This is a genomic window from Nibrella saemangeumensis, assembly GCF_039541915.1.
In the GTDB taxonomy this organism is placed as follows: Bacteria; Bacteroidota; Bacteroidia; order Cytophagales; family Spirosomataceae; genus Nibrella; species Nibrella saemangeumensis.
In genome coordinates this window covers 355,945-374,541 of record NZ_BAABHD010000005.1, presented here as the reverse complement: position 1 = coordinate 374,541, position 18,597 = coordinate 355,945, and the positions used below count along the sequence as shown (strand labels likewise).

At 38.3% G+C, this 18,597-nt stretch carries 20 protein-coding genes; 7 read left to right on the top strand and 13 right to left on the bottom strand.

Going from position 1 to position 18,597, the window contains the following annotated elements; genetic code table 11:
* Positions 1–261 precede the first annotated feature (261 nt).
* The 6 genes from ABD949_RS03525 to ABD949_RS03500 all read right to left on the bottom strand — a co-directional run bounded on the left by ABD949_RS03525 (position 262) and on the right by ABD949_RS03500 (position 5,819).
* A complete protein-coding gene (locus ABD949_RS03525) occupies positions 262–975 on the bottom strand; it encodes an FRG domain-containing protein (RefSeq protein WP_345240607.1) in 714 nt (237 codons plus the stop codon).
* 161 nt (positions 976–1,136) lie between these two features.
* Positions 1,137–1,661: a hypothetical protein gene (locus ABD949_RS03520; RefSeq protein ID WP_345240605.1), complete on the bottom strand. Its 525-nt coding sequence runs from the start codon at positions 1,659–1,661 to the stop codon at positions 1,137–1,139.
* Positions 1,662–2,319: 658 nt separating this feature from the next.
* A complete protein-coding gene (locus ABD949_RS03515) occupies positions 2,320–2,988 on the bottom strand; it encodes a hypothetical protein (protein WP_345240603.1) in 669 nt (222 codons plus the stop codon).
* Positions 2,989–3,026: 38 nt separating this feature from the next.
* The gene (locus ABD949_RS03510) at positions 3,027–3,713 is read right to left on the bottom strand and encodes an endonuclease/exonuclease/phosphatase family protein (RefSeq protein ID WP_345240601.1); all 687 of its coding nucleotides are present in this window, start codon (positions 3,711–3,713) and stop codon (positions 3,027–3,029) included.
* A gap of 434 nt (positions 3,714–4,147) precedes the next feature.
* A complete protein-coding gene (locus ABD949_RS03505) occupies positions 4,148–5,062 on the bottom strand; it encodes a hypothetical protein (RefSeq protein ID WP_345240599.1) in 915 nt (304 codons plus the stop codon).
* Positions 5,063–5,111: 49 nt separating this feature from the next.
* Positions 5,112–5,819: a hypothetical protein gene (locus tag ABD949_RS03500; RefSeq protein ID WP_345240597.1), complete on the bottom strand. Its 708-nt coding sequence runs from the start codon at positions 5,817–5,819 to the stop codon at positions 5,112–5,114.
* 274 nt (positions 5,820–6,093) lie between these two features.
* Here ABD949_RS03500 and ABD949_RS03495 point away from each other — a divergent pair, with 274 nt between their 5' ends.
* The 5 genes from ABD949_RS03495 (at position 6,094) to ABD949_RS03475 (ending at position 8,391) form a co-directional block, all read left to right on the top strand.
* On the top strand, positions 6,094–6,252 hold the full coding sequence (locus tag ABD949_RS03495; RefSeq protein WP_345240595.1) for a hypothetical protein: 159 nt from the start codon (positions 6,094–6,096) through the stop codon (positions 6,250–6,252).
* 65 nt (positions 6,253–6,317) lie between these two features.
* Positions 6,318–6,602 carry a hypothetical protein gene (locus ABD949_RS03490; protein ID WP_345240594.1) on the top strand — a complete coding sequence of 95 codons (285 nt, stop codon included), beginning with the start codon at positions 6,318–6,320 and terminating at the stop codon, positions 6,600–6,602.
* 359 nt (positions 6,603–6,961) lie between these two features.
* Entirely contained in the window at positions 6,962–7,285 is a 324-nt protein-coding gene (locus ABD949_RS03485) for a hypothetical protein (protein WP_345240593.1), read from the top strand.
* Positions 7,286–7,391: 106 nt separating this feature from the next.
* Positions 7,392–7,901: a hypothetical protein gene (locus ABD949_RS03480; protein ID WP_345240592.1), complete on the top strand. Its 510-nt coding sequence runs from the start codon at positions 7,392–7,394 to the stop codon at positions 7,899–7,901.
* A 37-nt stretch (positions 7,902–7,938) separates the two neighbouring features.
* A complete protein-coding gene (locus tag ABD949_RS03475; protein WP_345240590.1) occupies positions 7,939–8,391 on the top strand; it encodes a very short patch repair endonuclease in 453 nt (150 codons plus the stop codon).
* A 14-nt stretch (positions 8,392–8,405) separates the two neighbouring features.
* Here ABD949_RS03475 and ABD949_RS03470 read toward each other — a convergent pair whose 3' ends face one another.
* From ABD949_RS03470 to dcm, 3 genes are all read right to left on the bottom strand, one after another.
* Positions 8,406–9,719 carry an MvaI/BcnI family restriction endonuclease gene (locus ABD949_RS03470; RefSeq protein ID WP_345240587.1) on the bottom strand — a complete coding sequence of 438 codons (1,314 nt, stop codon included), beginning with the start codon at positions 9,717–9,719 and terminating at the stop codon, positions 8,406–8,408.
* A 48-nt stretch (positions 9,720–9,767) separates the two neighbouring features.
* On the bottom strand, positions 9,768–10,226 hold the full coding sequence (locus ABD949_RS03465; protein ID WP_345240585.1) for a hypothetical protein: 459 nt from the start codon (positions 10,224–10,226) through the stop codon (positions 9,768–9,770).
* A gap of 582 nt (positions 10,227–10,808) precedes the next feature.
* Positions 10,809–12,008 (bottom strand): DNA (cytosine-5-)-methyltransferase, encoded by a 1,200-nt coding sequence (dcm, locus tag ABD949_RS03460; protein ID WP_345240583.1) that lies wholly within the window; start codon positions 12,006–12,008, stop codon positions 10,809–10,811.
* Between the two features lie 392 nt (positions 12,009–12,400).
* Here dcm and ABD949_RS03455 point away from each other — a divergent pair, with 392 nt between their 5' ends.
* Positions 12,401–13,324 (top strand): hypothetical protein, encoded by a 924-nt coding sequence (locus tag ABD949_RS03455; protein ID WP_345240580.1) that lies wholly within the window; start codon positions 12,401–12,403, stop codon positions 13,322–13,324.
* 420 nt (positions 13,325–13,744) lie between these two features.
* Here the strand turns inward: ABD949_RS03455 and ABD949_RS03450 are convergent, their stop codons facing one another.
* From ABD949_RS03450 to ABD949_RS03435, 4 genes are all read right to left on the bottom strand, one after another.
* A complete protein-coding gene (locus ABD949_RS03450; RefSeq protein ID WP_345240578.1) occupies positions 13,745–14,425 on the bottom strand; it encodes a hypothetical protein in 681 nt (226 codons plus the stop codon).
* Positions 14,419–15,324, bottom strand: coding sequence for a hypothetical protein (locus ABD949_RS03445; protein ID WP_345240576.1), 906 nt, complete (start codon positions 15,322–15,324; stop codon positions 14,419–14,421). Before ABD949_RS03445 ends, ABD949_RS03450 begins: the two co-directional genes overlap by 7 nt.
* A 262-nt stretch (positions 15,325–15,586) precedes the next feature.
* Complete coding sequence (locus ABD949_RS03440; RefSeq protein ID WP_345240574.1) at positions 15,587–16,936, bottom strand: protein NO VEIN domain-containing protein; 1,350 nt, start codon at positions 16,934–16,936, stop codon at positions 15,587–15,589.
* Positions 16,937–17,496: 560 nt separating this feature from the next.
* The gene (locus ABD949_RS03435) at positions 17,497–17,652 is read right to left on the bottom strand and encodes a hypothetical protein (protein ID WP_345240572.1); all 156 of its coding nucleotides are present in this window, start codon (positions 17,650–17,652) and stop codon (positions 17,497–17,499) included.
* A 359-nt stretch (positions 17,653–18,011) separates the two neighbouring features.
* Here ABD949_RS03435 and ABD949_RS03430 point away from each other — a divergent pair, with 359 nt between their 5' ends.
* Positions 18,012–18,461: a hypothetical protein gene (locus tag ABD949_RS03430; RefSeq protein ID WP_345240570.1), complete on the top strand. Its 450-nt coding sequence runs from the start codon at positions 18,012–18,014 to the stop codon at positions 18,459–18,461.
* Positions 18,462–18,597 lie beyond the last annotated feature (136 nt).

Here is an 18,597-nt window from a genome sequence, read left to right as displayed (position 1 = left end):
CTGTTGTAGTAGCAATTATTGTTGATAAGGTTGAAACTACAGCCGATAAGTAATTAGCAATAGAAGATAACAACCAAGCGCCAGTTTTGTGAATTTCGCCCCTAGAACCGCTGCTGTAAAAAGTTACTGATGTCGATGTTTACTATTGCTATTGATTTGCGTTCTATCTGCCGATTAGTGATTTACTGCTAAAAGCTTGCACTTTGCCCAATTATATGCGCTAATGCATGGTTGACTATAGCTTTTTGAAACAATTAGCCTCTATACCTTTATCTCATTTTTGTACTTCCAGTTGAGATGAAGGCATAACCCATTGATGTCAGGGTATACAGTTCGACTATTAACTCCCAACATCGAAAGGCGTTTTAAAATGTCTTCTTTTGTTGATGCTGGCACTTCTACTTCTAAAAGCAGGGACTTCATTCTCTTATGCGTCGATAAGGTTACAAATTTCTGAGATTTTTCCGAAAATCGATGGGCTGTAAACCAGCCTGATTGAGCTACAATTCTTTCATTATTAAGTGTCGGTCTATAAATTTTCGTTCTGTCGTTAGCAAATGGAGATTTATTTTTTGCTAAATCAACAAGCATACCATCGTTAGCAGATAACAAATAAACAAACGAACTTTGGTTCATAAAATATTCATTTGAGGTAGCAAACCACAGTGCCACCAAAGGATTGCTACTCCAATCAAGTAATCTAGTTTTTAAGCCAAAGTGTTGTGCTAAAACCAACCATTCCCAATCATTTCGTGGAATTCTTTTAATAAGAAGAGGAGAACGACGCTTTAGGTCTTCGAGCATTTTGATTTCAACTTCCGTAGTGTCAAATTGGGGATTTTGTCGCGCAATTGATGGAAGTAAGGAAGAGTTATTGCTTTGCCCTCTGAATAAATTTATGGTAAATCCCTTCTGAATGGTTTCTTCAACCTGCTGTAAGTAATCTTGGAAAGACTTTATTTGAATTTTCTGCATTGAGAGATGAAGTTGAAGGTTGTAGCTAACGCTAAAGTGTTTATGAAGTTGTGGCATTTGAAAAACGTCAGTTTCAATTAACCACAAAAGCAAAATAGCGATTTAAAGTTGAATGCTTAACGTCTAGCCAAAATTTTATAACACACGGTTAGCAGCCGTATTTATTGCTGGGTCATGTCAAACGTTAACGAAAATGCGCTTGCAATAGGTCCGCTTCTCCTATTAAAAACCTTATACAAGTTTATATCGTCATTATCTTTGACTATGTATCCTTCTTTACAAGTTATCAGTTGGTCGGCAATGTAGTCCTCAAGTCGCCATCCACCTTCATTTGCCACTTCATTAAATGGTGCATCTAAAGTATATTTCAACTCTCCAAAACTTGGACTATAACCTTTATTTTCACTGTCAAATTTCTTGAAGAGAGTGACAGTAAGCAATACTCTTGCCCCAACACTGAAAGAAGTATAATTAATGTCTGCTGTCAAGGGCATTTCAATCGATTGCGGCACTCTGCATGGGTTGTAGAATAAATAATGAATTGGGATTGTTGTTTCTTTTTCATACTCTTTAATTGCTTCCCATTGTTCATCCTTAACGCTTACTGCACTATATCTTGATGCGTCTGTAAAATTTACTGTTCTTGGCTTTAATATTTCTTTATACAGCTCATCATTTTCATACAATCTGCCAAACCCTTTAATATAATTCTTCTCACTATCCTCCTCTTCGGTTAAAAGTTCGTTCGCATAAAGTCTTTTAGATTGAAGGAGCGATATTTTAAACTTAACAGTCTTGCCATTTTCTCTGAAAATAATGAGTATTCCGATATCAGCAATCTCCCAGTTTGCTCAATGCCTCATCCCGCCTAAGTAATGTGTATCAAATCTTATTATCCAATTCTTTTCAACTTTTAGTGGTGCGGCATAGTTTGATAGATGTTCGATAAACGTAAAGTCCAATGAAGTTTCCCATGTCATTGGGTGTTTAGAAAGTTTTATATTTTCAAGTTATAATCTCTGAACACTTGTCTAACAAATTCTTTAATGCTTTCTGGTATTGTCATAATAATATGGCTGCTAACACTTTAATACATAAAAGCTTTGTCGTACTTCTTGTATTTATTTGCACTACTTATGTCTCACTAGGCCGTAACAAATATTGGGGTTCGTTATACTACTTGGAGTAACACCTCGACCAGCAGCATAGAAGCCAAATCGGCAGAACAGCTACTATCGCTCCACTAGCGGCAGACTCTCGACCCGCATGGAGTAGATTGGTTAAGATGAACCTGCAAATGAATGGAAAGGTAATTGTTCATTTTGACGAACTCAAGTTAATTCATCACTGCCCAAAAGAAAAAGCATTACCCTCGATTTCAGCAAACCAGAATGAGCCATATTGTAACCATTTTAGTGTATATTGTTTCTTAAGTTCAATTTCGACTGGCTTACCGCCAATAGGTGTCATCAGACGACCGGGATAAATAATTGTTCCATCAGATATATCATAGTCCCAACATTTACCTTTCTTACTTTTTGGATAAATCAGGCTTTCCATATCCGTCATTATTAATGAAATGCCAGCTTTAGTCTGATTACTTTCGATGTATCGTTCTAAAATGGCAAAGTCTTCATACACATCTTTTCTGAATATATCGGTTGCCCCACGTTTCCCACCAGTTGTAGAGTAAGTTTTATAACATTTAAGTTCGATTGCTATAGGGTACAATAGGTCGCTGTACTGACCTGTTACAAGAATGTCAATTTCACACAAAGAGCCATCAACCAAGCGACTTTCTTCCAATTCAAGCGTTACAGCCTCTTTCTCATCAAATACAATCAGTGACAGTATCTGCTGAAGGATATAGGCGTACTGGAGTTGCATGGAAGCTTCTTTGTTGATGCTGATTAAACGACCACCTACTTTCTTGGCAAATAGTGACCATGCGAGTGATACTGCGGACCTGATGCGGTCAGGCAGTCTTTCAGCTTCAATACTTAGATAATTCACGGGAGTGATGGAGTAGGCTACAAAAGGCTAATAGGCAATCAAAGGTAAATATCTATCTCTGCGAGCATAGGGGCATGGTCGGAGAAGTTTCTATCTAACTCCTCAAAAGAGTACCATACATTTTTGACACAAGAGGCTAGAGGTTGGGTCGTATATATGTGGTCAGGACGTGACCTGCCTTTTCCTTGTCTGAAAGACCATACCTCTTCTTTATTGTCACGTTTCCAAATATCAATCCAACCAGCTTTATACGCCTTTTGCATTCTCTTGGAACAGTATTGTGGGACTCTGCCTGTTGCACCGCAGTTGAAGTCTCCGGTTGCCAAAATTGAGTGGCTATCTGAGTCGTTAACGAGGTCAACAAGAAATTCAAAAAATAAATTAGATAAAGTTTTGGTAGCGCAGAATGTGCCTACAACAGTAACATCACCAATGCTAATTGCAGTAACATGCTGATGTAGGCCTTCCGGTATCTTAACTGAACTAACAACTTCTCCTTGGCGACTTGCTATAAGTACGCCATTATGGCTTTTCATAATGCTTCGGTTAAAACTTTGGTACGTCAAGCCTAAATTGCATAAATTTTGTAAAATATACTCTCCACTACTATTATATCTAAATTCGGTTATAACGGCTATATCGGGGTTGTGCTTTGAAATTGCACTACATATTGAAGTTAAATGCTTTCTACCTCCATGTCTGATGTTCCAATTTAAAAGCTTCATATATCAACTTGTTTGCTGTAACCAACAATTTATAAAATGCTGCGTTTTTTGTATTAAAGGCTAAACTTTTTATTAAAATTATTACAGATGGTTTAGTCAACCTTCCAGCAGTTTAAACTGTACCCTCATATTCACCAGAATGTTTCCTAATATTAGGTAATAAAACCAAAGTTCCACAATGATTTACCTGTCCGACACAGGCTTCAACAAAAATGTTTTTCCAAGCGTCATTTTCGGCACTTTCATCATTTTTCAATTAGGCTTTCTTGCGCTATTATTTAGATAAATGATGAAAAAGATGATTGGAAAAACTTTTTCTGTGAGTTTAAGAAGTTTGCTGTGATACTAGAAACTGCAAATGTAAAGGCTGAAACTCCAGCTTACACAGTTCATAGGCATTTCCTACCCTTCATGTGAAAGAAGAAGCTTTACATCTATTCTATATTTGTAGAGTCTACTCTGTTTAACTCACTGACAACCTGTGTAAGGTTTATTTTTCTTATATATCCTTCACTTTGCTTATTCTTTTTGTTGATAAAAACTATATATACAAAATTGTCTGACTCTGATATACTTGTAGCTACTTCACCTTTTACCATGTAGGCATTTCGTATACTTGCCTCATTTGGACGGTTATGAAAATACGCTCTATCGGCTACAACTTTCCAAGTCTTTTCCTCAGTTGTAATTACAGACTCGTCAATTGGATATGATTTTACGTCTGAGCTATCTTCATAAACAATGTTTGGGTTTTTTAACTCAAGAGGGTACTCACTTGAATTTTCATTAATGTCTTCTGTTTTATCCTGAATATTACTAGATGGTGTATAGGGGACATACTTTTCAACGACCTTTACTCCATCAGCAAAGTAAGAGAGAATAAGGCTGTCCTCAGTTAGTTCCTCGATATGGAGCCTGTCTTCTGCTGTATTGTCAAATTTAAAAATCAAGAATTCTTTATCTTCTGTAATTTGCCAATTACCTTGTGCTAAGGGAAGTTTATAAATAAGGTTAAATTTACCTGTCCCCCCTGTCCCGATAAAATCAAGAATTAGTAAGTCTGGTAGTCCAGACCGACTCTTATCCATTGCAGTAACTAATTGAGTAACAAGTAAACCTATATTTAAATCATAGTGGTCTTTAACCCGGTTTATTATAGTTTTAGAAGTCTCTTCTGTACTAATCCACTTTCTTGACAGCAGTTGATCGTAATTCTTTCCCTTATTGATAACATTAAGTATTCTGCTTTTAGCTTTGTATATTTTAGAGCTTTCAAACATAAACAAGTAACCAAAAAGTAAACCCAACAGTAAACAGATAGGGGCAAGCATGTTTTTAGCTATATCCATAAAAAATTAATTTTGGTTATTATTCATTAAATTTTTTATTGCTAAAGCTTTACTCTCCTGTTTGGGTTTTATTTAAAAAGGTTTTTCTGATAAAACCTGTTTGGCCGTTTTGTTCATTTTCATCAAGTTTAACTTCAATAAAATATTTTGTTTCACGTATGGAATTAAAACCTTTATCTTTTTCTGCTATCCTGATAACTTGAGAATTTATATTTGGCCGGGAGTATACTTCTGTTCTGTCAGTAACTTTCCATTCATAATTACTGACCTGCTTATTAATATTGTCGAAGTAACCCTTTTTAATTATTACCATAATTAGAATCCCTATTACAAACAACAATATTGGTGTAGTAACTGTAGTGTAGTTTGTTTTAGGTATAATGCTTTGTTCTCCGCTGGTTCCTGTTTTATAATTATTTTCATTGCTTTCAGATACAATATTATCAGCTAGATTTGAGGCTACACTCAAGGGGCCTGATTGAAGAGTTGCCAACATTAACATTTTAGCATTGTACTTTTTTACTCCACTTACTGCCCAAATTATGCAGACTATCCAATGAAGGATAAACCATGTTATAGTTAAAATGGGATTTGCTTTAAAAAACAATATAGGTCCTATAATGAGGGGAGAGAAGGTCATTAGAAATCCTCCAGTTATTGTGGCGTAAAATAATCCAATGGGACCGAACAGAAGTGTCAAAAGGATTGCTACACCAACACTTTTTGTTGAGGTAACTACGACTAAAGGTGAATTCATTAAAGCACAGGTTAAGGTGAAACTGATATTCTTAAGGCAATCAATTTACATTCGTTAGGCATATATGCTCAAAAGTTTTTATTTAACGGAAAGCTTTTCTTTTGCCTAAAAATAATTACAATTAATATTTCATAGTTTGTTTATTATTAGGCCTTTACTAACATCGATGCTGAGTTTTATGCAAAAAATTCAAATTTTATAAAAATTCTCTTCAATTATTTGTTACGTAACGTAACAATCTGTATATTTATCCTGTTAATCAAATATATCAAACATGAACGCAGGATTTATCAACAAGATCAACATGCAGGTAAAGCAGATCAAAGATTACTTGAGAATCAACGATGGTAAGCTCACGGAGGAGCAAATCAACGAAGCCCTCGAAGCCTTAAGCGAACTACTTGACATCCTTGAAATACTGGAAGCAAGCTAAAGAGAAGGGGAGAGGGGCCTTGTGCCCCTCTCTACGGTGTCTCATAATTTAAAATATAACGAGTCATGAATCAGGAGAATAACATAAACGAAGAACACCAGCGGCTGATGGCTGAGACCCGTCAGCTCATTGAGGAGGCCCGAAGCTACTTAGTGAGTCAGGGGAAAACAATTGACCTGACTAAGTGGGTAACCATTAAGGAGTATGTAAAGCGTCACAAGCTGGAATCAACCAATGTGGTGTCCAACTGGATAAAGCGGGGCATTATCCCGCCCGATGACATACGCGACATTCCGGAGCTGAACAACCTCCGGCTGATTCGGGACCGGGTGTATAAGGAGAATAAGTAGTACCTTTGCGCACATCACATCCTGCATGTGATTATTTGATTAACATGCAAAAGCCTGCTGTTGCTTGATGGCAGGCTTTTTTGTGCCGTTTACCTTTGCCGCAAAATATACCTTCGAACTGCTGAATCTTGATCTAGCCTTCTGGTTTTTAGACGGTCATATGCAGGTAAAGTTAGAAAAGGGGGTAGGGGTAAAAACTACATATGAATTTTTGGGTCCCCTTTTTGGTTTTGTCCTTTTTTGATTTTGCTGACTACAGCAGGTTAAAATTGATTTCAAGAACTTATGATAGGCATTTGTCCTTCGTAATTTTGGTTAGTCCCAGAAGAATTCTGTACGGCTCAGACGGATAAACCAAGTTGGTTGCCTTTGTTGGTCATTTTGGTTATCTTCAAATTGGATGCAGATTGGTGCAAACTGAGTCACCAAAAGATACAAAAGTAGACGGAGAACAGATGACTGGTCCACTTATAAAGACTTATAAAATAATAATTGTACGTGAAGCTGGGCCAGATCCGGTTACTGGTGAAGTGCTGGGGTACGCAGAGGAACACATAACTGTTGATGCTACCAGTCGGCAGGCGGCGTATGAGTTGGCTCAGATGCTTGACACTCTTAAGTTCAGAGGGCAGGTACGGCGCACAATTATAGATGGCGAAGAGCACTTTGATGAAAGGTACTAATGTGGCAGACTTACAATAATCAATACCATTGAGTACTCTATTGAGAGTTTTAAACATTAATTTGCCCTAGTAAAGACAGGCCCGAACTGCCAGACACATCACAGATATGGAAGATTCTCAGGAGGCACTTAAGAATTTAGATTTAAAAGGTATACCTACTTCACAAATTGCTGCCGAAGTAGGGAATCAGGTTAATGAACTGATTTTTGATTATTATGACAGGCGGAGTGATATTATACAAGCACTCCCCCCAACTATTAAATTAATTTATTATATCAGCGAATTAGAGTCTGCAATTGACAGGGATAGTTTATTAGCTATCTTCTACAATTACAATAGGGTAGAAGTTGATCGTTTTCAGGCTGCTATAGCAGAAACAGGTCATAACGAGTTTCTTTTCCTTTTCAAGTCAGCGCGTGCTTTTGCGGAAGTAAAATATACATTGGATAACAGTATTGCCTTGGTAACAAAGTATCCTGATGCTGATCTGGAGGAGCTGTACGGACCTGAAGTGGTTACTAAGCTAGAATCAATAGAAGAGGAAATAAGTACGTTAAGATATAAAGGAGTGTATTGGGAGAGGATATACGCTATTTATGAGAGGGATATTTTATAGCTCAAAAGTTTGAGCCATATTCCAACTTATTGACAATATGGCTGATGTACATACACCTGAGCAGCGCAGTTTTAATATGTCCCGCATCCGGGGGAAAGATACAAAGCCGGAAATGATTGTCCGGCAGTTCCTGCATAAAAACGGCTTCCGGTACAGGATTCATGTGAAAGATTTACCGGGCAAACCTGATATCGTAATGCCTAAATACCGGACTGTTATTTTCATACATGGATGTTTCTGGCATGGCCATGAAGGATGCCGCTATTTCATTATTCCGAAAACCCGTACTGAATGGTGGACTAACAAGATAATGACCAGCCGCCGTAAGGATCAGGAAAACACACAATCACTTCGGAATGCGGGATGGAATGTAGTTACCATATTTGAATGCGAGTTACGCCCTCTTCTCCGCGAAAAGAGTCTGAAAAACCTATTGCTTTACCTCAGGGCACCATCTGCTGACTCACTGGATTTTAACGATCATGAGTGAGCTATGGCCATTTGCTAAAGTGCGTTTAAGTCTGCAATTTCGTTTATCCGGTAAAGATTGACCAGATTACCTGACTTAATCCTGAACTGACTTCTCCGTTTGGTTGTGGGACGAGCAGAGGAAGCATTTTCCATTTTTATTCCCGGATCGTAGTAAATATTACCATTTGACATTTCTCTAAGGAATAGTTGAAAGTCTGTGCCAATGCCAAGAATAACGGAAGACCCATAACTGTATCGTCTGACAGGAGACGTCTCAGATAAAGCTGGTACATAACAGGCTTGATTATGCTTGCGGGTCCAGTGTTTCAGCATGGATGAGAATGACCATGTAGCAGCTTCATGACCTGAAGGATCAACCAGTGCAATGTATCCGTTTGTATTTCTGATCTTACCTGTTGAATTATCAAAGCCAATCAGTTCCATACGTAACTGTGTGGTGGCATGACGGATACCTGATACATGAATACCGCCAAAATTAATACGGTCTGGCCTGCCCATTTTGTCAGCGTATCCATATTGTCTGAGAAAATGTTCAAGGCCCTGACTTACGTAAACTCCCCCTGTTGGTTCGGGTGTCATTAGCGTAATGACCTCACTACGGAACCGATCCGGGTTCTTTACACCGAATTGCTTTATCTCCCATCCTAAGAAATCCGGTTCCGAGTATCCGTTCGGGGTTATTCCCAGTTCCGCTTCCAGAGTGTATCCACCGCAGTTGGATGATTCACAAGGGACAACTGTGCCTGTTGAGTCCAGCCTTCTTGAGCGGATCCAGCCAAGATCATGAATACGTTTCAGCTCACGCAGTAAGCGGTTACGATTATTATCAGCTGCCAGATGTATAACTCTGAAAACTCCGTAGGTGTCGGTAACTAATCGGGAGAATTCGGCGGCCAGAGCAGAAGCTGGGGAGGTTACGTAACCCAGAACTCTTCCATCAGTAGTTACCCCTAGAAACAGAAGCCTTCCTGCAATTCGTGCTGTCCCCTTCATCAGATCGGAAGGTGCTTGTGTGCACCCAAGAAGAAAGCCTGAGAATCTGACTTCTGGGTATTTCGGATACAGAATCAACTGGGCGTTTGGGGCAATGGCCAAAGTACCTGTTTCTGTAATCCATGCAAACCTGACTGTGGCTTTGAAGCGTTCACGGGTCCAATCTTCGGGAGACTCCGCCTGTATATCGGATGCAGGAAATACATTTAAGATTTCAAAACTTCCACCGAGGTAAACCTGATTTTTTGAATTGTCATTCTCCGCCAATACTTTAACATAAATCCTCTGACAGCCGTGAGCTGCGTATACCCTACTAAGATTTTCTAAGTTCACAGTTCGTACTTCGCTGGTTTAACATCTTTATATCTGATCTGCCAAATATCAAACTACAGCATTAAGGAATTGGGGAAGCAGGCTTTCTTTATCACCCAGCATCTTTAGAAAGTGAAACCTGTTTTCAGGAATTTCATAAAACGATAGTTCGTCTGATCCGCTGATACTGGTACGCGCTGGGGCCTTACTTTCGCTAAGTGTCAATATTTCGTTCTGGTACCGTGTTCCTATCCATTGGGACTTTTCCCGGTATTTCGGAAGTGTTATAAGGTCTATAGCTGGTATTTTGTAGTCATTGACTGGCTTCTTCAGAATGATATGAATTACTGGTATACCGGCCCTCTCCAGAGCTAAAAATAATTTTACCAGACCTGTGTTCAACCCGTAGGTGCCATTTTGAGTAGGATATTTCTGTTTTACCTCAAAAGCTACAAGCCTACCTTCAAAGGTTACAAAACAATCAATATCCCATAAGGAATTATTACCTGCCCAGCAGTTTACGAACATGCGTTCAATAGTTGATCTGTACAACATTCCCATGCTTTCCAGATAACTAGAGGCCTGCTCCAGCCTTTGCGGATTTCGTTCCGTAATTTTAGGGATACTGACTGAGGTTAATTTTCTAGGGTACTCTGTTCCTGAACGACTAAAATCGATCGACGTACCATCATATACGGAATAATAGTATTTGCGGACACTGTGGTTGAACCAGATAACAAAACACCTGAAACCAGCTCTAAGGAAGTTGCTCAGAACTGTATAGTCGAAGGACTGTATGTCACTCGGATCAGTAAGAAATTTGCTAACGGAGAAACCTGAAGCAGATCGGTTATCAATATGAAACCAATAGCCGGTTGTGTACTGTTCAAATCGCCCGTGTATGAACTCAGAATGGAACAGAGACTCAATTGCCAAGCCTTCTATACGGGCATGTTTGTCTCTGGACAGGATCCGTCTGAGGTGGTTTGGATCAGAAAGGTTATAACTGTCAATTATTCTACAGGGGTCAGCGGAAGTTTCCCGGAGCGCCAAAATTGTATAAAATTATATGGTAGTCTAATAACAGCTACCTGTTTTGCAAAATCAGATTCACACAAAGTATTCTATAATTTTAGTACCCACCGCCCGCATCAGTGGCATGACAACGGAATTACCGAACTGCTTATAGGCCTGAGTATCAGCTACAGGAATGACAAAATTTTCAGGGAGGCCTTGCAGGCGGGCACACTCGCGGGGAGTTAATCGACGGGGATTAGAACCCTCCTGAGGTATTAATATTTCGGACCCATCTTTATAGTAACGGGCGCTGAGGGTACGGGAAATACCATTTAGCGGAGTCATGCCGAACCCGAATCCATTTCCCTTCTGCCGGTGCTTGAGAGCATATTGCTGTAGATAATCCCACAGGCCATTCGTAAGGGTATACTTTGCCGGAGGATCTTCTTCAAGTATTTCACCAATCGCATGGGTAGGAGGGGGAAGAACCGGAAAGTCGAAGAAATCCATGAAACCAAAGTCTGCTTCCCGAAAGCCTACTATAATAATCCGCTCCCGGTGCTGAGGAACGAAGTGCTTCCCGTTCAGTACCTCAGCAAATACATTATAGCCCAACTCCCGAAGGGTACCTTGAATAACCCGGAATGTATTCCCTTTATCGTGAGACTTGAGGTTTTTCACGTTCTCCAGCATGAAAGCTTTTGGTTGCTTTGTCTCAATAATTCGGGCAACGTCGAAAAACAGAGTACCCTGTGTTTCATCTTTGAACCCATGTTCCCGGCCTAAGCTATTCTTTTTTGACACTCCGGCTATAGAGAAAGGCTGGCATGGGAACCCGGCTAGAAGAATATCGTGGTCTGGGATAGAAGCAGCGTCTATTTTTGTAATGTCCCCAAAGGGGAGCTCCCCAAAATTTGCTTCGTAGGTCCGCTGGGCTGAGGAGTTCCATTCCGACGTAAACACACATTTACCCCCAAGACTCTGGAATGCCATCCTTAGCCCGCCAATTCCGGCAAACAGATCAATAAAATTAAATCGGGGTACTTCTACCGGGGGAAACGGTATATCCCATTCAATAACTGTATCACCTGAAATGTATTCAGAATCAGGGAGGTTATCTCTGATGAACCGGAGCGCATCTTCTCTGTAGTAGTCAGCGGCAGGCGTGTTCAGGTTCTGAATATAGTGAGTAAAGCTGTCTATGCCAGCTTTCAATTTACTTTTTGGATTATCTAACCCCAGTACACTGCGTAGCTGGGAGTATTTAACAACGGTTGGTGCCTCAACGTTCATGTGAATGCGGGTATGCTGGCGAATATAAACCCTTACCCGAAGAATTCAAAAAAGGCGAACACCATAAGTAGTAGTTCTTTAAGGCAACAAATGAAGAACCATGAACGAACCTTATTGTAAGCTAATGCAGATTAGCCGGTTGCAGTAAAGTTAGATGGTTTCAGATATAGTATACTGATTGGCGTTATATTTACAATATGAACAAAGCTCCCGTATACCATATAATCAACCTTGAGGACCCGGTGTCATACGTCATTTGTGGAGGTCTTGAAGCGAACAGAATGTAAACGCCGTTGTAACCGGAATGACTGGGAAGTTGCTTACGTGACCCGGACTATTAAATAGACTAAATTTCTGATCTGACCAATATGCCAAGCCTCAGTTTGGGATGTATGAGAGCCTATCTCTCCTCAAGCATCAGTAGCATTAATGAAAATAAAATAAATGGTATGTTAGCAGAGATAGACCTTCGCCGGACTCTTCAAGGCTTAGGTTTCGGAGACAGAATCTCACAAGGAGGCTGGATACTTCGAAATGTAGGGGAAGGGGATTTTGGCCATTCGACAATAGTTCTGTTTCCTCAAACCATTACACCTATGGTGGATTTTCCTGTTGGCAGGGTGCTTGAAGAGCCATCAATATCGCTGCATACCATCTGCGCAACAATGCATCAGATTGGTGTCCATAGCTATTTCTGTGTTCCTTCTATTCATATTAATGAAGACCCATCAACTGTTATATGGCATGCAAAACAGTTAGGCATTCCCAATCCTATACCATATACCCCATTAACAGGCTTAATAAAAACATTTTCTCACAGAGGAAGACGCTATAACTTTCTACGCTATAAGACAAATGCAAACCTCATTCCTAATAGTAATGTACCTGAGGAGTTTACTAAAGAGCACTTAAGGGTTACATTTCAGAATCGCTTTATGAGTGAAATTTCAGACATAGACGGTATATTATGGGGTCAGCAGTACACTTATCCAATTGAGATAAAAGAAAAGACGGTGGCCGAAGACGATAAAATAGGAAAATATTTTGGTATAGATGTTGGCCCATTTGTGAAACTTGCCTTTTATGCTGCAAAAAAAGGTAATCTTCATTCTCTGTTTTTTGTTCGTGAAATAAATAATACCACACAGAGAAAGCTGGTAAGGTGGTGGTTTGTTACGTTTGAAAGGCTTGCCCAGTATGCCTCGTGGGTCCCCTCTGGTGGAGGGAAAAGTATGACAGGGGGCAGCAGCACCGTTGTTAAAGTGCCAAAAAGTGAGTTTACAGAGTTAAGTGCAATATCGCTCTCACATCTCTAACCCATTTCTCACAGCTAAGAAGCTGTTTGAGTTAGTGATAAACACGTTTCGTTTGATGTTTCGTCGGATGTGAGCAATCCAAATGAAAATCTGGATCGAACGGAGCGTTCGTTCATAGTCCTAGGCTAAGCGTCGGTTGTTGCCCCGCCAGCAGTTCTGGCTTTGGCAGAGCGCCTTAGCATGGGCGGCATAACGCTAAAGTCAAGATTAGAGTAAATTATATTCTAAAATTTAAAATGTAAGTCGTTGATTAGAGAGGAGTGAATTAGGCTGTAATTCTATAACTACTGTAACAATAGCCCTTTAACCGCTCAGTGGGTAGAGAATATTACAGAATAGCGCTCTCATCTATAATGTTTACTATTGCTGATGCTGCGTTGGGTTATCCGCCATAACGCCAACCATATGTAAGCGGCAATTCTATTTAATTTCAGTGTTTGTTCTACCCCAAATATTATACTCAGCTTTCGTAATTAATTCTTTCACTTTTTCAGGAGAAATCATAATTGGGTTACTCTCATAATAAAGTTCGTTTTTACTTGACCCTACTACGTTTGGTGAATGGTTTTCTTTATGATTAAATGTAAAAACAAAAGTTACAGTTAAATTGGACTCGTCGAATAGAACAGTATTAGAGTGGAATGTATCTTTCGGAATAATGTATTTTTCATTCTTTTTTATAATTCTTTCTTCTTTTTTTTTAACTAATAAAAAATTGTTAGTCCTTGCTAAGATTCGAATATTTTTATCTATACTGTAGGAAGTAGTAAACATACAATAATCACTTGTATCAGTTGTGGACTGTACTACGTATAAAAAGTCTTTAATTTCTCCGCAAAGCACCCAACTACATAAGTCATAAAAATGATCATGAATGTATAAGTCTTGTTTTACTGGGTAATTTGGCTCCCAAATATGTAGCCGTATTTGATGTTCATCATTATGATAAAGTCGGCAATAATAAAAACCCAATGGATGCAAAAAGAAATCGTTTATCCATTTATCATGATAAGTTATCAAGTCAAAAATATCCTTTACAACGTTCAAAACCTCTGTCATCGACTTATTTTGATTTACACGGTCTAGTAAGCTTCCTACCATGAAGCAAAAGGGTTTTCAGGTGTTTTGAATTTATTAAAAATATTATCTAATAAATCTGCGCATATTGTGTCTTGTGGAAACATTGAGCTTAGACATTTTTGAATTTCTTGTATAGTTGGCGCTTCGACACTTGAAAAAGTATAGTCAAGACTTTGACTTTGCCTACTTACTTGTTGAAATTCTTCGGAATAATGCTTGTACATAAAGGAATCTTTTTCCAAAATAATTGAAGGAATTGTAGGGTCTTCCCGTGTAATAACCGCCAATGAATTTGATATATCCATTCGTGACAAAGTGAAAAAGTCTTTAACCTTAATTGAAATATTTAGAAATTGGTTATGCTTTTTATAGTACAATGCCGTTATTATTGTTGCTAAAATTTCCGACTGCGCTTCCAATATAGTCCATTTGGCTCGCTTATTAGGCGATTCAACACTTAGTCTAAAATCTATATATTTATTAAGCAAAGATATGTTAAATGGATGAAGGACAATTATATTTATATATATAGTTTTTCGTTCTTTTAACGCGTGTTCAGATAACTTTGGAATTGTATCTGACTTAGTATATCTCCCTAAACCACCGTTAAATAACCAGCTATCTGTTGTTTTTCTGGAATTTGATAAATATTTTTCTATTTCAGATCTTGATTCAGTAAACTCTATTTGCTTTTTCTTTTCGTCAGCTATTATCCAAAATAAAAAATATCCAACGATTACGGCAGTAAATACTGAAGTAATAAATTTATCAATGAATGACTCAATATTTACGTTAGCTGCGTTAGAAATTGCCTCTATTGGAAGTACACCATATCGAATTACGAGCAATAATAAAATTAAAATTGAGATTGTAAATAGAAACCTTCTCCTACCCGGCTTTGATGAAAAAATTTTGTCCATTGCTTAAGCTTACTTGTCTTTTCTCTTTTAAAATAAGGCTGTTCGAACTACCGCTAACGGAGAGGGTATTGCTGAAGGCGGGGAGTTTTGGCAATACCACTCAATAGCATTGCCACTTTTGAATTACTTGCTTCAGCCATATAGCATTACGTCAGCCCCGCTTTCAGCAATACCTTGTTATCCGCTGCTACCCTGCTGCTTGTCGGAAGTTATTCAGATTCAGGTTCTCTGAAAAGACGTTTAAAGTAATGTAAATCTATTGCTAATTTGTCAAGGTTAAAAATACTCTACCTTCTTTCAGAACTTCTATTTTCAAAAGGTATGGAACAACTCGTTTGTTCAAAAGTGCAGCAAGTAAGTTGTCAATACAAACAGCGTTCATCTCTCCATCAACATCAAAAATTCTGTATAACTGATACAAATCCTTATGTTCTAAAAAGTGATTCCATTCGTTAGATGTTAGGTAAAAAGTAGGTTTGTCTTTCGCTGTGCCTTTACATTCTATCAATTGCACTAATTTTCCATTCTCGTCCCAAAGTTCAAAGTCATGATGACTAAAGCTTTCTCCTGCTTGATTTAACCATTTCACTTTACTTGCTCCATGTTTGTCGCAAAGCATTTTGTAAAGAAATGATTCGCTGCGTTGCCGTATGTTTTCACTGTATTCAGTGTCAATAGTCAGAGTAGTTGAGTTAATTCCAGTTTCAAGTAATGCGTCAACCCTCAAACGCTCCTTTAATAATGAAAATTCGGAAAGAAGGTTTTGGGTATTTAAAATCTGTTCTTTGATTTTATTTTCTAATTCATCAAGTTGTGAAACTGCCCCCTTCTTACTTTCTTGCTTTATGTTTTTGATTTTTTCTTCAACTGTTTCAACTACCTTTTGTGGTTGAATTTGTAACTGGAGTTTCTCCTTATTTTTCAGTTGTGGTTCCAGTTGAAAATTATTTTCAATTGTTTGAATGTTTTGAATAGTGTTTTGAAGAACTACTGTTTTTAACGGTGCTAAAACCTTTCTTACCTCACCATTTGTAAATGATTTTGACTTGATATTGTAATAACCTCCTGTCGCAATTTCTTTAGACTTTTTCTCTGATTCACCGTCTTGATCAATACCGACGATGAATATCTTACATGGAATGCCTTCCAATTCTAATGCTTGTTTTGCAGCTAATCTGTAATCACCAGTTCCGTTTTCTTCTCCGTCAGTCAGAAGTATTATTTTTCTATCACTATTCGGATAATTTATCAAATCAGAAATCGCTGCGTTTATTGCTGCGGTAATTGGAGTTCCGCCGAAAGGTGGGTCTTGAAGAGAAGATACTACAGATAAAATTTTTTGTTTGTCAAAATTACCTTGATAAATAATAGGAGTGAAAATTGCTTCAACTTTCTTTCCGTCAACTATTTTGCTGTTGTTTCTAAATGTCCGAATAATTATTTGAGTTGCGTAATCAATAGTCGGAATAATTTCATCAGCCATGACTTTTTTGATTAAAGTCATTCGTGTAAGTCCATCAACTAAGTATTTGTTTTCATGCTGTGGGTCGCCTTTCATGTAACCCATGCTTCCTGATTCGTCAATAAGTATTTCGATTATTGTGTCAGTCATTTCTTAAAGTTAGTTTATTGTTAGCACCAACGCCATGTGGTGGCGGATCACTCCTAAATAAATGAAAGATTTGTCGTATTTCTTCCATGTGTTTGTATAATACCGGCAAGGCATTGAACTTTTAGGTCGTATAACTTATACTTCGATAACCTAATTAGAAAACGCGGGGTTGTCAGGCAATGGCTTATCAAACAAAGAAGCGGTGGCGGCTGTCCTTTATCAAGCATTGCTGGCTGAACTTACAATGACTATTGCACTTAAAGACCGCTACCAGCCGAAAGGTACCACAGACCTGAAAGTAGGAAAAGGTAATTAAAAATAATCAATAGGCAACAATAGTTTCGAGCAAGCGGTAAGGGCAGGCTTGACCCGGCAGAACAAGGCAAAACAGACTTGCCCACATCCTAATACCCTTTTGGACTTTTAGAATTGGCTGTCTAGATGGTTAATCATTTGATTTTGAGGCGGTATGGGTTATGAAAAGATCAGCTATAAGGGAATTAGGGGCCCATCAGTGGTTTATTCCTTTTTTGATTTTGATTCCTACAGTAGATAGAAAGCTATTTCCGCAGCATGGGTTTGCCAAGGCTATTTTTTACCCTATGACCTCCGCAAAAAATCTTTTCCCCAAGCATCACTTTCGTCACTTTCATCATTCTTTCTGCTTTTCTACCTACATTTTCTGGAGAAGTGATAATGATGACGAAAGTGATCATTTTAAAAAACTTTTTCAGGTGGATGCTTGACTCCACTTTAGCTCCTCAAGAAGAAGGTTCTCACCAATGGTAATGAATACTTTCCTAAGTTTGGGCCTAGGGCAAACTTATTAAAAAGAGGGTAAGATGAAGGCAGGGAATATAGGTGAAAACATACATAATAATTTACGGGTCCCATATTTGGTTTATTCCTTTTTTGATTTTCAAATCCTACTTAGACTGTATCAGAGCCATAATGCTTACTTGCTTTACTGCTCTCCTATTTAATAATAAAATTTAACAAATTAAATAAGAAGCAGTCACTTTAACTTATTTAAGCTTTAACCGTTATACTTTTATACATTATAAAATACTTACATATGGACAAGGCTGAATGGTATAAACATTTGTTTAATAGAATTGATGTGGCTATTGAAAACCTATACTTTTTTGAGGCTGCATTCATCGCCTATGGAATTATTGAGGACAGGTTAACTTCCATGCTAAGACAACTAGAGTTGGACGAAAAGTATGGAGTAGGAAAGAAGATTAATGCTATAGTCAAAGAAAAGTCTACAGCTTTAGAGGCAGCTTTTGGGCTAAAAGGCTGGGACGGAGGAAAATATACTTCACTTGGCCTACTTGGAGAGGTTTTAAAGTGGGGAGAATTATATAGAAACCCTTTACAGCATATACTTGGAGATCCAAGGCATTACCATGCAACGTTTGGTGGATTTCACATCCAGAACACTAAAGATCTCGCTGTAGAAGGGAGGTTAGTAGCAAGAAACCTTAGTTCGGCTGTAATGAGATTTAAAAAAATGTCATAGAAAAATCATGGTAAATCAAGGTAAATGATATACTCTTAACGCTGTTTCTTCATTTGTAAAACTCATATGAACATATTAAACTTTGATGTTCATCCTAATCAAAGTTGCTTCGGCACCGCAATGTGCCGACTCTTAA

Coding starts and splice junctions, on each gene's coding strand:
- ABD949_RS03510 (WP_345240601.1), bottom strand. CDS start 3,713: ATGAAGCTTTTAAATTGGAACATCAGACATGGAGGTAGAAAGCATTTA.
- ABD949_RS03445 (WP_345240576.1), bottom strand. CDS start 15,324: ATGGACAAAATTTTTTCATCAAAGCCGGGTAGGAGAAGGTTTCTATTT.
- ABD949_RS03440 (WP_345240574.1), bottom strand. CDS start 16,936: ATGACTGACACAATAATCGAAATACTTATTGACGAATCAGGAAGCATG.
- ABD949_RS03505 (WP_345240599.1), bottom strand. CDS start 5,062: ATGGATATAGCTAAAAACATGCTTGCCCCTATCTGTTTACTGTTGGGT.
- ABD949_RS03430 (WP_345240570.1), top strand. CDS start 18,012: ATGGACAAGGCTGAATGGTATAAACATTTGTTTAATAGAATTGATGTG.
- ABD949_RS03435 (WP_345240572.1), bottom strand. CDS start 17,652: ATGATCACTTTCGTCATCATTATCACTTCTCCAGAAAATGTAGGTAGA.
- ABD949_RS03465 (WP_345240585.1), bottom strand. CDS start 10,226: ATGTTCGTAAACTGCTGGGCAGGTAATAATTCCTTATGGGATATTGAT.
- ABD949_RS03475 (WP_345240590.1), top strand. CDS start 7,939: ATGGCTGATGTACATACACCTGAGCAGCGCAGTTTTAATATGTCCCGC.
- ABD949_RS03450 (WP_345240578.1), bottom strand. CDS start 14,425: ATGGTAGGAAGCTTACTAGACCGTGTAAATCAAAATAAGTCGATGACA.
- ABD949_RS03480 (WP_345240592.1), top strand. CDS start 7,392: ATGGAAGATTCTCAGGAGGCACTTAAGAATTTAGATTTAAAAGGTATA.
- dcm (WP_345240583.1), bottom strand. CDS start 12,008: ATGAACGTTGAGGCACCAACCGTTGTTAAATACTCCCAGCTACGCAGT.
- ABD949_RS03455 (WP_345240580.1), top strand. CDS start 12,401: ATGAGAGCCTATCTCTCCTCAAGCATCAGTAGCATTAATGAAAATAAA.
- ABD949_RS03495 (WP_345240595.1), top strand. CDS start 6,094: ATGAACGCAGGATTTATCAACAAGATCAACATGCAGGTAAAGCAGATC.
- ABD949_RS03500 (WP_345240597.1), bottom strand. CDS start 5,819: ATGAATTCACCTTTAGTCGTAGTTACCTCAACAAAAAGTGTTGGTGTA.
- ABD949_RS03525 (WP_345240607.1), bottom strand. CDS start 975: ATGCAGAAAATTCAAATAAAGTCTTTCCAAGATTACTTACAGCAGGTT.
- ABD949_RS03490 (WP_345240594.1), top strand. CDS start 6,318: ATGAATCAGGAGAATAACATAAACGAAGAACACCAGCGGCTGATGGCT.